The sequence below is a fragment of the Chryseobacterium sp. genome (genome assembly GCF_029240215.1).
Taxonomy (GTDB): Bacteria; Bacteroidota; Bacteroidia; order Flavobacteriales; family Weeksellaceae; genus Chryseobacterium.
The window spans coordinates 271,538-287,421 of sequence record NZ_JARBTK010000003.1 but is presented as its reverse complement, the minus strand read 5'-3'; the positions used below and the strand labels follow the sequence as shown (position 1 = coordinate 287,421).

General features: G+C 35.0%; 12 protein-coding genes. 1 reads left to right on the top strand and 11 read right to left on the bottom strand.

Translation table 11 applies throughout. From position 1 onward, the window contains the following. Window positions 1-48: 48 nt before the first annotated feature. The 9 genes from K0R77_RS08460 to K0R77_RS08420 all read right to left on the bottom strand — a co-directional run bounded on the left by K0R77_RS08460 (window position 49) and on the right by K0R77_RS08420 (window position 11,107). On the bottom strand, window positions 49-987 hold the full coding sequence (locus tag K0R77_RS08460) for an AraC family transcriptional regulator (RefSeq protein WP_300351100.1): 939 nt from the start codon (window positions 985-987) through the stop codon (window positions 49-51). 35 nt (window positions 988-1,022) lie between these two features. Further along, window positions 1,023-2,099: a hypothetical protein gene (locus tag K0R77_RS08455; RefSeq protein ID WP_300351097.1), complete on the bottom strand. Its 1,077-nt coding sequence runs from the start codon at window positions 2,097-2,099 to the stop codon at window positions 1,023-1,025. 86 nt (window positions 2,100-2,185) lie between these two features. Then, window positions 2,186-3,277: a redox-regulated ATPase YchF gene (gene ychF / locus K0R77_RS08450; protein ID WP_300351094.1), complete on the bottom strand. Its 1,092-nt coding sequence runs from the start codon at window positions 3,275-3,277 to the stop codon at window positions 2,186-2,188. Between the two features lie 176 nt (window positions 3,278-3,453). After that, the gene (locus K0R77_RS08445; RefSeq protein ID WP_300351092.1) at window positions 3,454-5,400 is read right to left on the bottom strand and encodes an AAA family ATPase; all 1,947 of its coding nucleotides are present in this window, start codon (window positions 5,398-5,400) and stop codon (window positions 3,454-3,456) included. Window positions 5,401-5,498: 98 nt separating this feature from the next. Continuing rightward, window positions 5,499-6,050 carry a ferritin gene (locus K0R77_RS08440; protein ID WP_300351089.1) on the bottom strand — a complete coding sequence of 184 codons (552 nt, stop codon included), beginning with the start codon at window positions 6,048-6,050 and terminating at the stop codon, window positions 5,499-5,501. A gap of 285 nt (window positions 6,051-6,335) precedes the next feature. Beyond that, window positions 6,336-7,937, bottom strand: a complete 1,602-nt coding sequence (locus K0R77_RS08435) for a family 10 glycosylhydrolase (RefSeq protein WP_300351086.1) — start codon at window positions 7,935-7,937, stop codon at window positions 6,336-6,338. 114 nt (window positions 7,938-8,051) lie between these two features. Then, complete coding sequence (gene typA, locus K0R77_RS08430; RefSeq protein ID WP_300351084.1) at window positions 8,052-9,857, bottom strand: translational GTPase TypA; 1,806 nt, start codon at window positions 9,855-9,857, stop codon at window positions 8,052-8,054. 321 nt (window positions 9,858-10,178) lie between these two features. Next, window positions 10,179-10,727: a type 1 glutamine amidotransferase domain-containing protein gene (locus tag K0R77_RS08425; protein ID WP_300351080.1), complete on the bottom strand. Its 549-nt coding sequence runs from the start codon at window positions 10,725-10,727 to the stop codon at window positions 10,179-10,181. A 116-nt stretch (window positions 10,728-10,843) separates the two neighbouring features. Further along, window positions 10,844-11,107: a DUF1294 domain-containing protein gene (locus K0R77_RS08420; RefSeq protein ID WP_300351077.1), complete on the bottom strand. Its 264-nt coding sequence runs from the start codon at window positions 11,105-11,107 to the stop codon at window positions 10,844-10,846. A gap of 101 nt (window positions 11,108-11,208) precedes the next feature. On the opposite strand from K0R77_RS08420, the gene K0R77_RS08415 reads away from it, so the two are divergent. Beyond that, complete coding sequence (locus K0R77_RS08415) at window positions 11,209-11,565, top strand: hypothetical protein (protein ID WP_300351074.1); 357 nt, start codon at window positions 11,209-11,211, stop codon at window positions 11,563-11,565. Between the two features lie 211 nt (window positions 11,566-11,776). Here K0R77_RS08415 and K0R77_RS08410 read toward each other — a convergent pair whose 3' ends face one another. Further along, on the bottom strand, window positions 11,777-12,694 hold the full coding sequence (locus K0R77_RS08410) for an HTH domain-containing protein (RefSeq protein WP_300351071.1): 918 nt from the start codon (window positions 12,692-12,694) through the stop codon (window positions 11,777-11,779). Window positions 12,695-12,738: 44 nt separating this feature from the next. Then, window positions 12,739-15,882: an HsdR family type I site-specific deoxyribonuclease gene (locus K0R77_RS08405; protein ID WP_300351068.1), complete on the bottom strand. Its 3,144-nt coding sequence runs from the start codon at window positions 15,880-15,882 to the stop codon at window positions 12,739-12,741. Between the last annotated feature and the right edge of the window lie 2 nt (window positions 15,883-15,884).

Sequence of the window (15,884 nt, the reverse complement as noted above, 5' to 3'; positions counted from 1 at the left end):
ACAGATTCTTTATTTGCTTCAATCAATCTGAAATTTGCAAAATTCAAATTATGAACGAAATTCCAGAGGAGCAACTGTAGTTTTTCTTTTGAAGAAATTTGAAAAATGAGCGATCTCTTCAAATCCCAAAGCATAAGAAATCTCAGAAACATTCCATTTGGTTTGCTTTAATAAGATTTTTGCTTCCTGAATGATTCTGTCTGCAATAAATTCGGTAGTGGTTTTCCCTGTATTTTCTTTTAAATTTTTATTTAAATAATTCACATGAATTGCCAGTCTGTCTGCATAATCTTTGGCAACCTTCAACTGAATTCTCTGTTCTGGAGACTCTATCGGAAACTGTCTTTCAAGCAGCTCAATAAATAAAGAAACCACACGAAGCGAAGCATTGTGAGAAGTCGAAATTTTAGCAGCGGGCTGTAATTTTTGTCCGTAATGGATCAATTCAAAAACATAATTTCTGATGAGATCATATTTAAAAGCATAATCAGAATCAATTTCTTTTTTGATTTTTGAAAACAACATCTCAATTTCTTCCGCCAACTCATCATCAATTTCAAAAACAGGAATTGCACCAGGCTGAAATAAAGGCAGGTCTTCAAGAATATTCTGAGACTGATTTTTATTAAAAAAATCATCCGTGAAAACACAGAAACTTCCCGACTGATTTTCATCTTCCGGAACGTAATGATAAGGAACTTTTGGAGTTGCAAAAAGCAGCGCATTCTTTTTTATTGAAATAACTTTGTCTGCATATTCTGCTCTATTTTTCCCTCTGATCAGACTTATTTTATAATATTTCCTTCTGTTGTAAGGCATTTCAGATGTCCTTTTGACAGTTGCAAGTGTTTGTGCAATATTAAAAACATTAAAATGTCCAATATCCTTATGAAGACCTTTAGGGAAAATACTTTCAATATCTTTTCCAAGTTTTTTTGCCATTTCACCATAAAAGTCTTCTAAGGAAGCGTGAGCAATTTTTTCCATAATGCGGAATTTGTATGAATCAAATATAGAAATTTTTATGACACTGTTTGTCCGACCATCGTTAAAACCCATTTTCCTTTTTTATATTCTGCAGAATAATCACTTGAACTGCTACTGTCCCAACTGTTTATATAAAAAATATCAGGATTATTTTTATTCCTCTTTATTTTATCGATTCCATGTCTGGAAACATCAGTAATTTTCACATAGCTTGGCTGCGATTTCAAATCATCCGGAACAAATAAAACATGATATTTAGGATTTATCTCATGAAAGTAATCACAATCACTTATAAAAACTTCAAAAAAGTAACTGCGATCACGCATATTCTCATCTCCATAATCAGGAAGAAGCATCTCATAAAGTTGAGTGAATTTATTTTTCTCAGATTTAAACATCGGATTGAGATCTTTAAAATCATTAATTCCATCACCGTCCGAATCTTTCATATTTGGATTTAAGCCAAAACTATTTTCAAAAATATCATTATAGCCATCATTGTCGGAATCTCTCATTAAATCTTCTAATTTGATTTTAAACAATTTTCCGTCTGCAATCGCAGAATAATCGTCATATCCAGGTAAGCCAGCAACTTTAACAATTTTAACGAGGCTTCCTTCAAGTTCTAAAAAACCATCGTTGATTATTGGCTTTGTCTGAATTTCATTAAAATAATAATGACTGAAACTTAATCCTAAAAAATAAGCACTTGGTTTATTATTTTCAATTTTCAACAGCCAATATCCAAGATTATTTCCACCCAAACAGTATTGAATATTTCCCACACGCTGTTTACCAGAACATGAAAACTGATCATCAAATTTTTCTTTAAAATCTTTAAATTCTTCTTTTTTCTTTTCCCATTTTATTTCCTCTAATTCTTCACCTTGAAAATAATTGCGCTCGATACTGTCTTGTCTAAAGGTTCTGTAATCTTTCAAACTTATTACTTCAAGATAATTTGGTTTACTTTCAAGAATTTGCTTAGCTGTGAATGGCTTTTCTTCCAAATAAATATTCTCTTCTTCTTTTCCAATAAAGCAATTTTCTTGAGGAGTTTTCAAGCACGATACAAAAAGTAAGATAAACAGTAAAAACATTAAATATTTCATTAAAAAAATTTTCTATAAAGATAGCAAAAGCGCTCCCAAATTAATGAGAGCGCTTTTTAAAATATTACAACTAACCTTTAATACTTTTAAACATTAAATCTGAAGTGCATAATATCACCGTCTTGTACGATGTATTCTTTTCCTTCAACAGAAAGCTTTCCGGCTTCCTTTACTTTTGCTTCTGTCCCGTAGTTTATGTAATCGTTATATTTGATTACTTCTGCACGGATAAAACCTTTTTCGAAATCTGTGTGAATCACTCCTGCAGCTTGAGGAGCAGTCCACCCCTGTCCGATTGTCCAGGCTCTTACTTCTTTGACTCCAGCTGTAAAATAGGTCTGAAGTTTCAATAAATCGTATGCTTTTCTGATCAGACGGTTTACTCCCGGTTCAGTCAAGCCTAATTCTTCAAGGAAAATCTCCCTCTCTTCAAAAGTTTCGAGTTCGTTGATGTCAGCTTCGATTTGAGCGGCCAAAACAACAACTTCAGCATTTTCTTTCTGAGCCATTTCTTCAATCCTGGCAATCCATTCATTTCCGTTTTTGATAGAATTTTCGTCTACGTTGCAAACGTAAAGAACAGGTTTGTTAGTCAGCAACTGAACCCCTTCTATAATTGATGCTGCAAAATCATCCATCGGGAATTCTCTTGCATTTTTACCATCTTCGATAAATTTCTCAAGATTATGAAGCGTTTCATAAGTCAGAATATCTTCTTTCTTTCCAGACTTGATGAATTTTTTAGCTTTTTCGACTGCTTTTCCAACAGTTTCCAAATCTTTTAACTGAAGTTCGATATCAATAATTTCTTTATCTCTCATCGGATCTACAGAACCTTCAACGTGAATGATATTACCGTTTTCGAAACATCTTAAAACATGAATAATCGCTTCGCATTCTCTGATGTTGGCAAGAAACTGATTTCCTAAACCTTCACCTTTGCTCGCTCCTTTCACCAAACCGGCAATATCAACGATCTCTACAACCGCCGGCAAAACTCTCTCGGGGTTTACCAGTTTTTCAAGCTCAAATAATCTTTGATCCGGTACCGAAACTGTTCCTAAGTTAGGCTCAATCGTACAGAAAGGATAATTGGCTGATTGCGCTTTAGCATTGCTTAAGCAGTTAAAAAGAGTTGATTTACCTACATTCGGTAAGCCTACGATTCCACATTTCATAACGAAATTTTATTTTTATTAGTATTATGCAACCTTTCGGTTTCATATTGTAAAATTCAAAATTTTATTCTTAAAGATCAGAGTCTGAAACAAATCCAATTTTTAAATTTCGGACTTTAAAACCTTTAACTTTAAGCGTGCAAAGATAGTGAAGTTTAATCGTATTTGAAAATGATTTATTTATAATTAGATTTTTGAATAAAGTCGTACATTTTTTCAATAATTGAAACAATCTTTGGATTGGATTTTAAATCATTCCAAGTAATTTCTCCTTTCTCTTCTAAATCTAAAACCTTATAACTAACTTCAGCTTTATTCATTAAAGTTCCTTCCGATTTATCCCAAATCTTATTCAATTCTGGAACATTTAGTTTAATATTTCTCAAAAGTTTTCCAATGTATGAATTCTTATACGTTTCTTCATTTTTTCTTTGTAGTGAAGCCGAAATTAAACTTTGAACTCTTGTAAATTCCTCTTCTGTTTTCACTTTTCTTTTGTCACAAAAATGAATTAAAACTTTATCCCAAACTTTAAAAGGTAAAAGGTTTTCTATTTCTTTGTAATCCTTCGTAGTCTGATATTCAAAATTTTCATTTTCAGACGCTATGTCTTCGTAAATCTTATGCTTTTCCACTCTATAATCACCATCATAATCAGAAATCAAAAATATTTTATTGTTAATTGAAAAGGCATTAACTTTTTCTTTTAATTCTTCTTCATCAAAATTATAATGATCAATATTACTTCCAGCATATTCTATAAAGGCAAACTCAATATCTTCTTTGGGATAAATGAACTTTTTATCTTTACAATACGCTTTTAAAAATGCTTTTAAATAATTACGATCAGAAATTCCTTCTACCCAAATGGAACAATTCGCTAAAAACACAGATGAATTGGTCACTCCAAGATACTGAAGCGCAGAATTATCTCCATGATTTACATTCTTGACAACAAATTTATCTTTATTTATTTTGTTAAAAAGAAAAATTGAAATGTTTTCTTTTTCGATTGTTAAATCTAAAAAATGATTTGAATGAGTTGAAATAAAATAAGTTAGTTTTTTTTCCTTTAGAAATTTATTTGTGGTAATTTGTTCTAAGAACAATCGCTGCATTCCTGGGTGAAGATTTATTTCCGGTTCATCAATGAATATTAAACTTTCATTTTCGCAGGTATAAATTTTATACATCAAGATGAATAATGCCTGAATACCATCACCTAAATCATGCAGATCATTGCTCTCATTATCAATGAAAACATTGATAATTTCAGAGTCGTCTTTACCATCATGTTTATTATAAATATTAAATTTAGCAACAATTTCAATTCTTTTACCTTGGAAAAAGTTTTCTGAAAGAAATTGTTCAAACTTTTCAAATGACTGTCTTTTATCTTTTACATCATTTCTAATGTTAACTATTTGATAATATAAATCTAAGCCGGTGAAAATTGAAACTTTTGTTTCATCTAATTCATGGCTTTTAATAATAGTGTTTTTAAAAATATCTTCTGAAATTTTTGAATTTCTTTCTCCTTTTTTTTCAAAGATTGAATGTGCGGTTCTTAATGTGGGAATAAAAATTTTTTGCTTTTCTGTAAAATCTTCACCTAATTGATCTCTCATTTCAGTTAGCAAAAAGTCTAGAGTTTCCTGCTTTTGATCAATTAGACGAGTGAAGTTAAGATTTGTTGGTAGTGAAAGGGTTTTACCTACGTCATCAGTTAAAAAATTAAAAATGTTTAAATTAAAAGTAATCTGTTTTAACATTGCTGTTTGTATTTCTACATACGATAGCTCCTTAAAACTCAACTGACGAGCCTTATCTTGAAATGTTCCATATTTAACATTATTATTAGCGTTGTAGGCACCAAAATTATTGGATGATATAAATTTATTATAATCACTTATAAGTTTTTGCAAGTAATTTCTATCTTCCTTGTTGACTATTTTTGATTTTAAGAAAGACCTTATAAACCTGCTTTTACCACTATTATTCGCACCTACTAAAATATTTATATCAGATAAATCTTTTACTCTTTGTAATTTTTCATCATTATCATTAAAATAACTCTCATAATCTTTTTTTTCCGAAAATATAATATCAAATTTATTATCCATACATATTAGTTTCCTCAAAAATACCAAAACTATATCACAAAAAAAATCTGCCAAGTAATTGACAGATTTTCAGAAATAATAATTTTATCAGTGCGTTTTTATGGGTTTGCTCCCGTGGCGTTCTGCGCAAGCTCTGCGTCGTCTGGAAGTGTTTCCAATGTTTTATCTAATGTAAATAGAGATTCGTCGCTTGCTCTGTCTCCACCGGCAATTTTTAATTTATCAATTAGATTCATCGCAAATGTTTCTTCTTCAATTTGTTCTTTTACGAACCATTGTAGAAAATTCCATGAAGCCCAGTCTTTTTCTTCAAAAGCAATATTCACCAAATTGTAGATTGCCGTTGTATTATCTACTTCGTGTTTGAAAACAAGATCAAAACAGTCTGTCAGACTTTGCGGTTCCTGACCCGGAGAAGGGAGTGCCGTTATGGTTGGTTTTCCGCCTCGGTTGAGGACGTACTGCATAAATTTCACTGCATGATCTCTTTCTTCCTGAGCGTGACGGAAAAGAAAGTTTGAAATTCCACCATATCCTTTATCGGCTGCCCAAATTCCGTAAGAGAAATAAACTCTTGATTGTAAATCTTCGGTATTCATCTGGTCACTTAGTGCCTGTTCAAGTCTTGGTGAAAGTCTATTGGTATTCATAATCGTATATTTTAGTATTTGTACTTCAAAGGATACAAAAATGATTCCGATAGTGCAAAACACAATTATAATTGATTATTGGTAATTGATAACTTATTATTAATCAAATTTTTAAGCAAATAATTTATAGTCAGTCTAAAATAAAAAATCAGCTCACTGTTATGAACTGATTTGAATTACATATTTTTAAAACTAATAAGGTCTATTTAATTGAAGATTATTAAGAGATTGCTTTGTTCCTCGCAATGACAAAGCAATAATAAACTCCAAAACACTCCCACAACCCTACTTCACTTTCTTCGCCATATAATCACTTTCATTTCCCAAACGGTCAATTGCTTTTATTGCAATAGCGTTAAGATTTTTTCCGTCTTTGCTTTTTGAAATTTCCTTTGAAAGAGTTTCCAATGTCAGGATCTCGGTTTCCCAAACTCCGTTGTACTGCGTGAAAAGTACCCATTGGAAAATATTCCCTATGTTTTTAGAACTCCAGCTTGTTTGGATAAAACTTCCGTTATCGTTTGTAAATAAAGTCGGTTTTTCTAATGGGACTGACTTGATCCATGGACTTTTTGGTACTAAAGCTTTTTCTTTATACGGTCCGTTTTTCAATGTGGAAAGCATATTTGAGTTTTTAGTCAGACCGGCAATACTCCAGTGAATTTCACCAGCATCATTGTTTAAAATCTGTCTCGACAGCTCAATCTGATTTTTAATTTCTGTTGGTCTGTCGGAAACTTTAATTTCAACTGTATTCAATCCCGGCCAAAGATGACGATTCATGGTATTTTCTGACTTCCACCAGTTTAACAAAGAACCGAAAGACTGTCCTTTTGATTCGATCGGCCAGTATAATTGAGGTGAGAAATAATCTATCCAGCCTTTATTCAGCCACAATTTAGCATCAGCAAACAATTCATCATATTGTGATGAGCCTGCAATTCCTTCAGGATAACCCGGTTTCCAAATCCCAAACGGACTGATTCCGAAACGTACGTAATTTTTTTCTGCATGAATTTCTTTATAAATTCTTTCTACAAATTTATTGACGCTGTCTCTTCGCCAGTCATTTCTTGAAAGCGTTCCGCCAGAATTGACATAGGTATTCCAGCTTGCAGAATCAGGAAAATCGGCTCCACGATTATACGTTGCATAAGGATAAAAATAATCATCAAAATGGATGGCATCCAAATCATATCTTTTCACCAAATCTTTCACGACATTAGAAACATGCCCCTGCGTTTTCGGATTGGCAGGATCAAACCAATACATTCCGTTTTTTAATCTTATGGTGATATCAGAAAGCTTATTCACCATCGACTGGCTTGAAACTGCACCTCCGTTGGAATGATGTGCTCTGTAAGGATTTAACCACACATGAAGCTCCATTCCGCGCTTGTGTGATTCTTCAATCCAGAACTGTAACGGATCGTAATTCGGATATGGCGGTTGGCCTGTCTGACCCGTCAGGAAATATGACCATGGTTCCAATTCGCTTGTATACAAAGCATCTGCAGAAGGACGTGCCTGAAAAATTACAGCATTAAAATTATTTTCCTGAAGCATATTCAACATAGCAATTGCTTCCGCTTTTTGCTGTTCTACAGAAAGATTATTTCTCGAAGGCCAGTTGATATTGGCAACACTCGCAATCCATGCACCACGAAATTCACGATTGATTGCAGGAAGATTAACTTTAAAGTCTTCTTCGATGGGTGTGATGATCTGTGGCTTAACGGCAACAGCAGAATCTTTAGTTTTAGCTTTATATCTGTTTTCTTTAGGTGTATTTTTTACCGTTGAAGTATTTTTCTGTACAGAACACGAACTGCTGAATGAGGCGAAAAAGCCCAACAACATTATCATTTTTATTTTATCAATCTTCATTTTTTGATAGACTATTTAATTATGATTTTAAAAATTTCAAGATAACAAAATTTAATATAATTAAAACAAAAAAGCCCCGAAAATCGAGGCTTTAATATATTTAAGAATGTAAGATTACGCTTTCGCTCCTCTTTCAATTCTTTTTCTTTCTTCTTCAGAAAGTACTTTCTTTCTCATACGGATGAAGTTAGGAGTTACCTCGATTGCCTCATCAGATTGGATATATTCCATACATTCTTCAAGAGAGAATAAGATTTTCGGCGCAACACCTGTATCTTTATCTTTCCCTGAAGCTCTCATGTTATTCAACTGTTTTGCTTCAACAATGTTTACAACTAAATCTCCCGGCTTGTTTTGTTCACCGATCACCATACCTGCATAGATTTCCTCACCCGGATCAACATAAAACTTACCTCTATCCTGTAATTTAGCAATAGAATATTCTGTTGCAGGACCCTGAGTTTTGCTGATCAATACCCCATTACTTCTTCCAGGAATCGCACCTTTGAAAGGCTTATACTCTGTGAAACGGTGTGCCATGATAGCTTCACCAGCAGTAGCCGTCAACATCTGAGAACGCAATCCGATCAAACCTCTTGAAGGAATTTCGAATTCCATGTGTTGCATTTCACCTTTCGTTTCCATAATGTGAAGATCTCCTTTTCTCTGAGTAGCCAAATCGATAACTCTTGAAGCATATTCTTCAGGAACATCAACAACCAAAGATTCGTACGGCTCACATTTTTCTCCGTCGATTTCTCTCAGGATAACTTGTGGCTGTCCGATAGTCATTTCATACCCTTCTCTTCTCATTGTTTCAATTAAAACAGATAAGTGAAGAATACCTCTACCGAATACCAAGAAAGTGTTTGCATCATCAGTCTGCTCAACTCTTAATGCTAAGTTTTTCTCTAATTCTTTCGTTAATCTTTCTTTCAGGTGGTTTGAAGTTACATATTTACCATCTTTTCCGAAGAAAGGTGAATTGTTGATTGAGAACGTCATGTTCAACGTAGGCTCATCAATAGCCGTTCTTGGCAATGGTTCAGGGTTTTCAAGATCTACGAAAGAATCTCCGATCTGGAAAGCATCAAAACCTACAACAGCACAGATATCTCCTGCTTTTACTTCGGTTACTTTTTTCTTACCAAGACCTTCGAACACGTATAGTTCTTTTACTTTTCCTTTCACTACTTTTCCGTCTGCCTGAGCAAGACCGATCCACATAGATTCTTTAATTTCACCTCTGATTACTTTCCCGATCGCAATTCTTCCTAAGAAAGAAGAAAAATCAAGAGAAACAATCTGCATCTGCAAGTTACCTTCCTCCACTTTCGGCTCAGGAACATATTGTAAAATCCCGTCTAATAATGGGAAAATATTATCAGTTTGTTCTAGTGACGTGTTGAACCAACCTTGTTTAGATGAACCGTAGAATGTAGGGAAATCCAACTGCTCTTCGGTAGCTTCAAGGTTGAAGAACAAATCAAATACCTGATCGTGAACTTCTTCAGGACGACAGTTTGGTTTATCAACTTTATTGATTACAACCAAAGGTCTAAGACCTAATTCCAAAGCTTTCTGAAGTACGAATCTTGTCTGAGGCATTGGTCCTTCGAACGCATCTACCAACAAGATCACACCGTCTGCCATTTTAAGAACTCTCTCTACCTCACCACCAAAATCGGCGTGACCAGGAGTGTCGATAACGTTGATTTTAACGTCTTTATAAGTTACAGAAATATTTTTTGATAAAATGGTAATCCCTCTTTCTCTTTCAAGATCGTTGTTATCCATTATTAATTCTCCACTTTCCTGATTTTCTCTGAAAATGTTTGTAGCATGAATAATCTTATCAACCAAAGTAGTCTTACCGTGGTCAACGTGTGCGATAATCGCAATATTTCTAATGTTTTGCATGAATGATTTTTACGGGTGCGAAATTAGTGATTTTTAATGAATTAACCACTAAAAGTTTTATTAATTAACAAATTCATAATGAGAAGGTTTTGTGAAGTTGCGAGTTTTGACTGGTTAGTTTTGAGTTTTTGCAATGTTTTTTTAAGGAAAATATGAGATTGAGATAAAGAGGTTGAGCTTGTAAATTTTTCGACCCGATTCTAAACAGCGAAAATAATTTTATTTACAAAAAATGATCTATCTTTTTCTACACTCTAATAAACCAGAAAAGGCTTGAATCATTCGATCCAAGCCTTCTTTATATATGCATATTCAATTTGATTATGCGTTCTGGTCTTCGTGTTTGCCTTCTTTGATCTCTTCTACCATTTTAGCATTGAAAGCCGGAAGGTCTTTCGGAGTTCTGCTCGTAACCAAACCATTGTCTACCACTACTTCACTGTCTTCCCAGACTGCTCCTGCATTTTTCAAGTCTTTACTGATGGAATCTACTGACGTCAGGTTTCTTCCTTCTACCACCTCAGCGTTGATCAGAATCTGCGGACCGTGACAGATTGCCGCAACAGGTTTATGCTGACTGAAAAAGTCTCTTACAAAACTTAAAGCTTTTTCGTTGGTTCTCAGCTGATCCGGATTGATTACTCCGCCCGGCAAAACCAATGCGTCATACTCTGAAGCCGATACCTCATCTAAAGTTTTATCAACATCATATTCTTTTCCCCAGTCTTTCTCTGCCCAAGCCTTGATGGTTCCTGATTCGGGACTGATGATGTGAGCCGTCCAACCCTGTTGTTCCAAATGCTCTTTTGGAGATTTTAATTCACTTTCTTCAAAACCGTGTGTTGAAAGAATTGCAATTTTCTTAGACATAATACTATAATTTTTTGGTGTTATATGCTTACTTCAAAGAAAATATGATGCCGTGCTAATCAATAGAACTTATAAAAATTTGTTAAAATGATCTGTTGGGTGTTTGTTGGTGATTGTCAGTTTTTAATTTTTAATTTAATGAAAATGATGATCAGTATCTGTAACAAAATGATCAGTCCGATTTTGAGGAGAAAACTTTTCTTTGATATTTTATGTCTGAAAATGAGTATTCCCAAAATCGCTCCAAGAGTGCCACCTAAAAACGTCATTATATAAAGTGATAATTCTGAGATTCTTCTTTTGTGTTTTACAGCTTTCCATTTATCCAGTGCAAAGGTTGTGAAAGTGATCAGATTGATGAATAAAAGCAGGTACAACATGACGGCAAATCTAAAACAAAAATAAATATCATAAAACACACCTCATCTTTGATTTCAGCAGGATAAAAGTTTTTACATTTGTTGACCATAAAAATGAATCAATGATAGTACAGGATTTAGTGGGCAGCTACTCCATACAAGGCAGTAATCAGGAAGAAACGGATCACATTTCTTATCACGGTGTTCTGACGCTTTCTCTTGACGAAAACAACCGCATCATCGCTCAGTGGATCATTGGTGACCACGAACAAAAGGGAACAGGATTTTTTAAAAATGATATTTTAGTGATCAATTTTAATTACGAAGGCGACGATCAGAAAATATACAAAGGAACTGCTGTTTACCGTTGTCTTACTAAAGATATTCTGGATGGCTTTTGGTCTGAAAAGCATGGTGATCCTTTGTATCTTGGAAGTGAATATTGTGTACGGATTAATACGACTGAGTTTTTGAATTGATAGTTTTATAATTTTTCTAAATCTCTTAGCCAGCTTTGACTATACAAAGCTTACTTACTTTTATAACTCCTTTAATTTCTCTCTTAGTCAAATCTATACCATTTGGTAAACAAGTTAGATTATTATCAATTACCATTTGAGCAATTTGTTTAACTTTTTGTTTTACCTTATATTTGCAGCACCACACCATGTGAACATTTTTTTCATCTCTTTAATCTGTTTTATTCTTCATTAATTCTTCAAGTTCACATACCTTATCATATTCTTTATTATGAATTTTTCCACTGGTGTAGTCAATTTGTACCGTTTCAAGAAAGTCTTTGAAGTCGCTATTCATCGCTAATTTATTTATTGTTTCAAAATCTAAATCCTTTTTATGTTTTGCGGGAATTATTAATTCAGAAGAATGGGGATCATCTGTATTTAATTCGATAACTCCTATTCCAAAGGATAATGAAAGGCGTTCAAGTTCTTTCATAAAATCTTCGTCTTCAGATATTCTTGCAGCAACAAGATAAGATTCGTTTGCCCAGGAAGAATTAGACACACACTGAAAAAAACTTTCCCTTAAGTTGGCAAAACTCAATTCTCTTTTGATTTCAAAAGAATATAAAACAATTGATCTAATACCAATTGCATTGCTAAAATTACCAACTTCTTTTTTCCAGTCCTGAGTTCTATAATAGCATCCTACCATATCGGGATGAACCCACTCACCAAACTCTTTTTTGCTGGAAACACTATGATTTATAGTTTTAGTATAACATTGCATATAATAATATGCATGAAATGTAAGGTGCTTATGAAGATCTTTTTCCAGAAAATCAAATTTCTTCTTCTTTGATAAAACAGGCTCTTCAGGAATTGTATTTTCATACATATCAACTTTATCAGCCATTGTTTTTAGATAAAACCTTTTTGGTCTAGAATCTGTTTTTGAGAATATTGACTTAGGATTATCTTTTGCATTAACATAAATTAAAGCACCTAAAGTAGCCCAAGGAGTTTTTCCTTCAGAATTAAGTTGCTTATCATATCCTTTTTCTATAGCCATATTCCAAATTTCGTTGGCGGTTAAGGGTTTATTTTCTTCCTTTAATATGCGTTCTGCCAGTTCTAAAAATGTCATCTTATGAGAGTTTAGTTATTCAAAAATTCCTTCAATTTATTCCTTTACCTATTCCTCTTAAAATTCTCCGCCTGTTCCAGCACATTCTTATACACATCATCCTGCGTAATTGGTGGATAACCGAACTCGTGCAGCTTCACAATAATTTCCATCTTTAACTGCGCTTTGATGTCATCCCTGTCACTCCAATCCGGAAACTTGGCGGTATCATCTACAATCCTCTTGATTTCTCGGGCGAGCTCCAGCATTTTGTCTTTGTCAAACTCAAAACCGTATTGCTTACAAACCATATCCAGAATATCGTAGAAGGCTTTCTCTTCGTAATTGATACCAAGATCTTCAAACGAAGCCATTTCAGTACGAAGTTTCAAAATAAGTTCAAGAATCTGTTCGGAAGTAGTCGCTTGAATACCATCATAATCCAGCAGGTTTCCTTCACTTCGTTCGTTATAGCTGTTGATGATTTTCTGAAGCCTTTCAGAGAACTCAATGCCTTTTACTTTGTTGACTTTTTTGAAATCAGAAATGGCCTGTTTTAAAAGGCGCTCAAGGATTTTAATCTTGGTATTAGGCAATTCTAGTGCATTGATTTTTTCTAAAAACTTATCGTTAAATAAATCTATTGCATTGGCTTTATTGTCATCGAGTTTAAAGATTTCCTCCACGCCTTCCGAAACGATGGCATCTTCTACCATTTTGCTCACTTTGGCATTCATTTGTGCGGTGTCGGGAGCTTCACCTTTGGTCAGCTTGACAACAATCGATTTAATGGCAAAATAAAAATGAATCTCATCGGTTTCTTTGTCATTAAAGATTTCCGAACCGCAGGTTAAATTATAAGCTGCCTTCAGTTTTTTCGTCACATCCACAAAGAACTTTTCAGACTTTTCGGTAAGTAATACCAATTCAGAGGCACGGTTAAGACAATGCAACTGCTCGACAGGCGAACCTTTGAAATAATCAGTGGTATCGAATTGATAGAAAAATTGTCGCAGTAAATCTAACTGATCTCGGACGATAATCACCGCTTTATCGAGGTCTTCAAAATCGTCTGCCGCAGTTGTGTTATTGAATAAGCCCAAAGCATGATTCAGGTTTTTCTTGATGCCAATGTAATCGACAACCAGACCCTTGTCCTTGCCTTCAAACTTTCGGTTCACACGTGAAATCGTCTGTATCAGGTTATGCGTCTGCAATGGCTTGTCGATGTAAATTGTATCCAAAAACGGAACATCAAAACCAGTCAGCCACATATCAACCACTATGGCTATTTTGAAATTAGAATGGATTTGTTTAAACTGCCGATCAAGTTCTTTTCGGTCTTCTTTATTGCCGAGTAGATTCCACAAACTCTCTTCGTCATCTTTGTTTCTGGTCATCACCATTTTGATGCGCTCGATGGGTTTGATTTCTTTCTGCTCCTTTTCACTCAGGTTTTCCGCAAGACTTTTTTCATTCCATTCCGGTCTTAGCCTGATGATTTCTTTAAAAAGTTTGTAGGCTATTTCTCTTGAGGCACAAACGAACATTACCTTTCCGGCAACGGTCGCTTTCTCTTCGATTCGTTTTTCATAATGTGTAATGAAATCTTGCGCAATCGCTTCAATTCTTCCAGGGTCGCCCAAAATTACTTCCATTCTGGCAATCGCTTTTTGGCTGGCTTCCACGTGATATTCCGAAGCGCCTTCCGCAACGGCATTTTGATAGTACTGTTCAATTTCCACCACTTTGGAATGGTTCAGATTGACTTTTGCAGCACGTCCTTCATACACCAGTCGAACCGTAATTTCATCCACCACCGATTCAAACATGGTGTAGGAATCTACCACAGGACCAAACACATCCAGAGTCTTATCAATCGGCGTTCCCGTAAATCCTACGTACGTCGCATTCGGAAGAGAATCGTGAAGGTATTTGGCAAAACCATAGGATTTTTTCACACCGTCTTCATCGATGCGGACTTTCAAATCCAGATTCACCTGCGAGCGGTGGGCTTCGTCGGAGATACAGATGATATTGGTTCGCTCACTCAGCACCTCATCGTCTTCTGCAAATTTCTGAACGGTCGTCAGAAAGACGCCGCCACTTTCCCTTCCCCGCAATCTTGTGCGAAGATCGGCTCTAGATTCTATGTTGATAATATTTTCATCGCCAATAAAATCCTTGGCATTGGTAAAATCCCTTGACAGCTGGTCATCCAGATCGGTACGGTCGGAAATAATAATGATGGTCGGACTTGCCAACTGCGTAGAACGCATTAATAATCTTGAGAGATAAAGCATTGTATAACTTTTCCCACAACCTGTCGCGCCGAAGTAGGTTCCGCCCTTTCCGTCGCCTTCCGGTTTGCGGTGCTTCTGGATACTGTCAAATAGTTTGTTGGCAGCATAATACTGCGGATAACGGCACAGGATCTTTTCTTCTCTTTTAGTCGTATCGGGAAACCAAATAAAGTGATGCAGAATATCACAAAGCCTTTGCTTGTTCAGCATTCCGTGGACGATGGAAGTGGCGGTATGAATTCCCGTCAATGCTTTCCTTTCTTCGCCTGTTATTTTATGCCAACCGTAGAAGAAACCGTAAGGTGCAAACAGAGAACCTGCTTTGTTGTTCACGCCGTCGCTGATGATGCAGAATGCATTGTATTTCATCAGTTCTGGTATATGATTTTTATAGCGAACTGTCAACTGTTTAAAAGCATCATAGATTGTAATTTTCTCCTCAATCAAAGTTTTAAACTCAAAAACCACCAAGGGAATTCCGTTGATATACAGAATCAAATCCGGAATGCGCAGTTCTTTTCCCTGAATCTCCAGCTGGTTCACAATCTTAAAGTGATTGGTTTTCAAAAGAATGGCGGAATCTATATCGATGTAGCGGATGTGCAAATCTTTTTTAGAAGGATTGTTTCTCTTAAAAATCAGACCGTCTGCCAGGAGTTTTCCAATGTATTTATTGCTGTCATACAGATTGGAAGCAGGTTGATACGCCAGTTCATTGATAAGGGTTTCCAGTTCTATCGCTTCCAAATCAGGATAACGCGACAGCAGAAAATCACTCAGATCTTCCCGAATCAAAACCTCCTGATGAGATGCCCGAACTACGTCTTTGCCATTCACGTACTCGTAGCCTTCCTCTTTCAGAAGATGGATGAATGATTTTTCTAATTGGGATTCGGTGTATTTCATCC

Excerpts from the sequence above, each read along its gene's own strand:
- K0R77_RS08405 (WP_300351068.1), bottom strand. The coding sequence starts at position 15,882 with ATGAAATACACCGAATCCCAATTAGAAAAATCATTCATCCATCTTCTG.
- K0R77_RS08420 (WP_300351077.1), bottom strand. The coding sequence starts at position 11,107 with ATGTTGTACCTGCTTTTATTCATCAATCTGATCACTTTCACAACCTTT.
- K0R77_RS08455 (WP_300351097.1), bottom strand. The coding sequence starts at position 2,099 with ATGAAATATTTAATGTTTTTACTGTTTATCTTACTTTTTGTATCGTGC.
- K0R77_RS08435 (WP_300351086.1), bottom strand. The coding sequence starts at position 7,937 with ATGAAGATTGATAAAATAAAAATGATAATGTTGTTGGGCTTTTTCGCC.
- typA (WP_300351084.1), bottom strand. The coding sequence starts at position 9,857 with ATGCAAAACATTAGAAATATTGCGATTATCGCACACGTTGACCACGGT.
- K0R77_RS08410 (WP_300351071.1), bottom strand. The coding sequence starts at position 12,694 with ATGACATTTTTAGAACTGGCAGAACGCATATTAAAGGAAGAAAATAAA.
- K0R77_RS08460 (WP_300351100.1), bottom strand. The coding sequence starts at position 987 with ATGGAAAAAATTGCTCACGCTTCCTTAGAAGACTTTTATGGTGAAATG.
- K0R77_RS08425 (WP_300351080.1), bottom strand. The coding sequence starts at position 10,727 with ATGTCTAAGAAAATTGCAATTCTTTCAACACACGGTTTTGAAGAAAGT.
- K0R77_RS08415 (WP_300351074.1), top strand. The coding sequence starts at position 11,209 with ATGATAGTACAGGATTTAGTGGGCAGCTACTCCATACAAGGCAGTAAT.
- K0R77_RS08440 (WP_300351089.1), bottom strand. The coding sequence starts at position 6,050 with ATGAATACCAATAGACTTTCACCAAGACTTGAACAGGCACTAAGTGAC.
- K0R77_RS08445 (WP_300351092.1), bottom strand. The coding sequence starts at position 5,400 with ATGGATAATAAATTTGATATTATATTTTCGGAAAAAAAAGATTATGAG.
- ychF (WP_300351094.1), bottom strand. The coding sequence starts at position 3,277 with ATGAAATGTGGAATCGTAGGCTTACCGAATGTAGGTAAATCAACTCTT.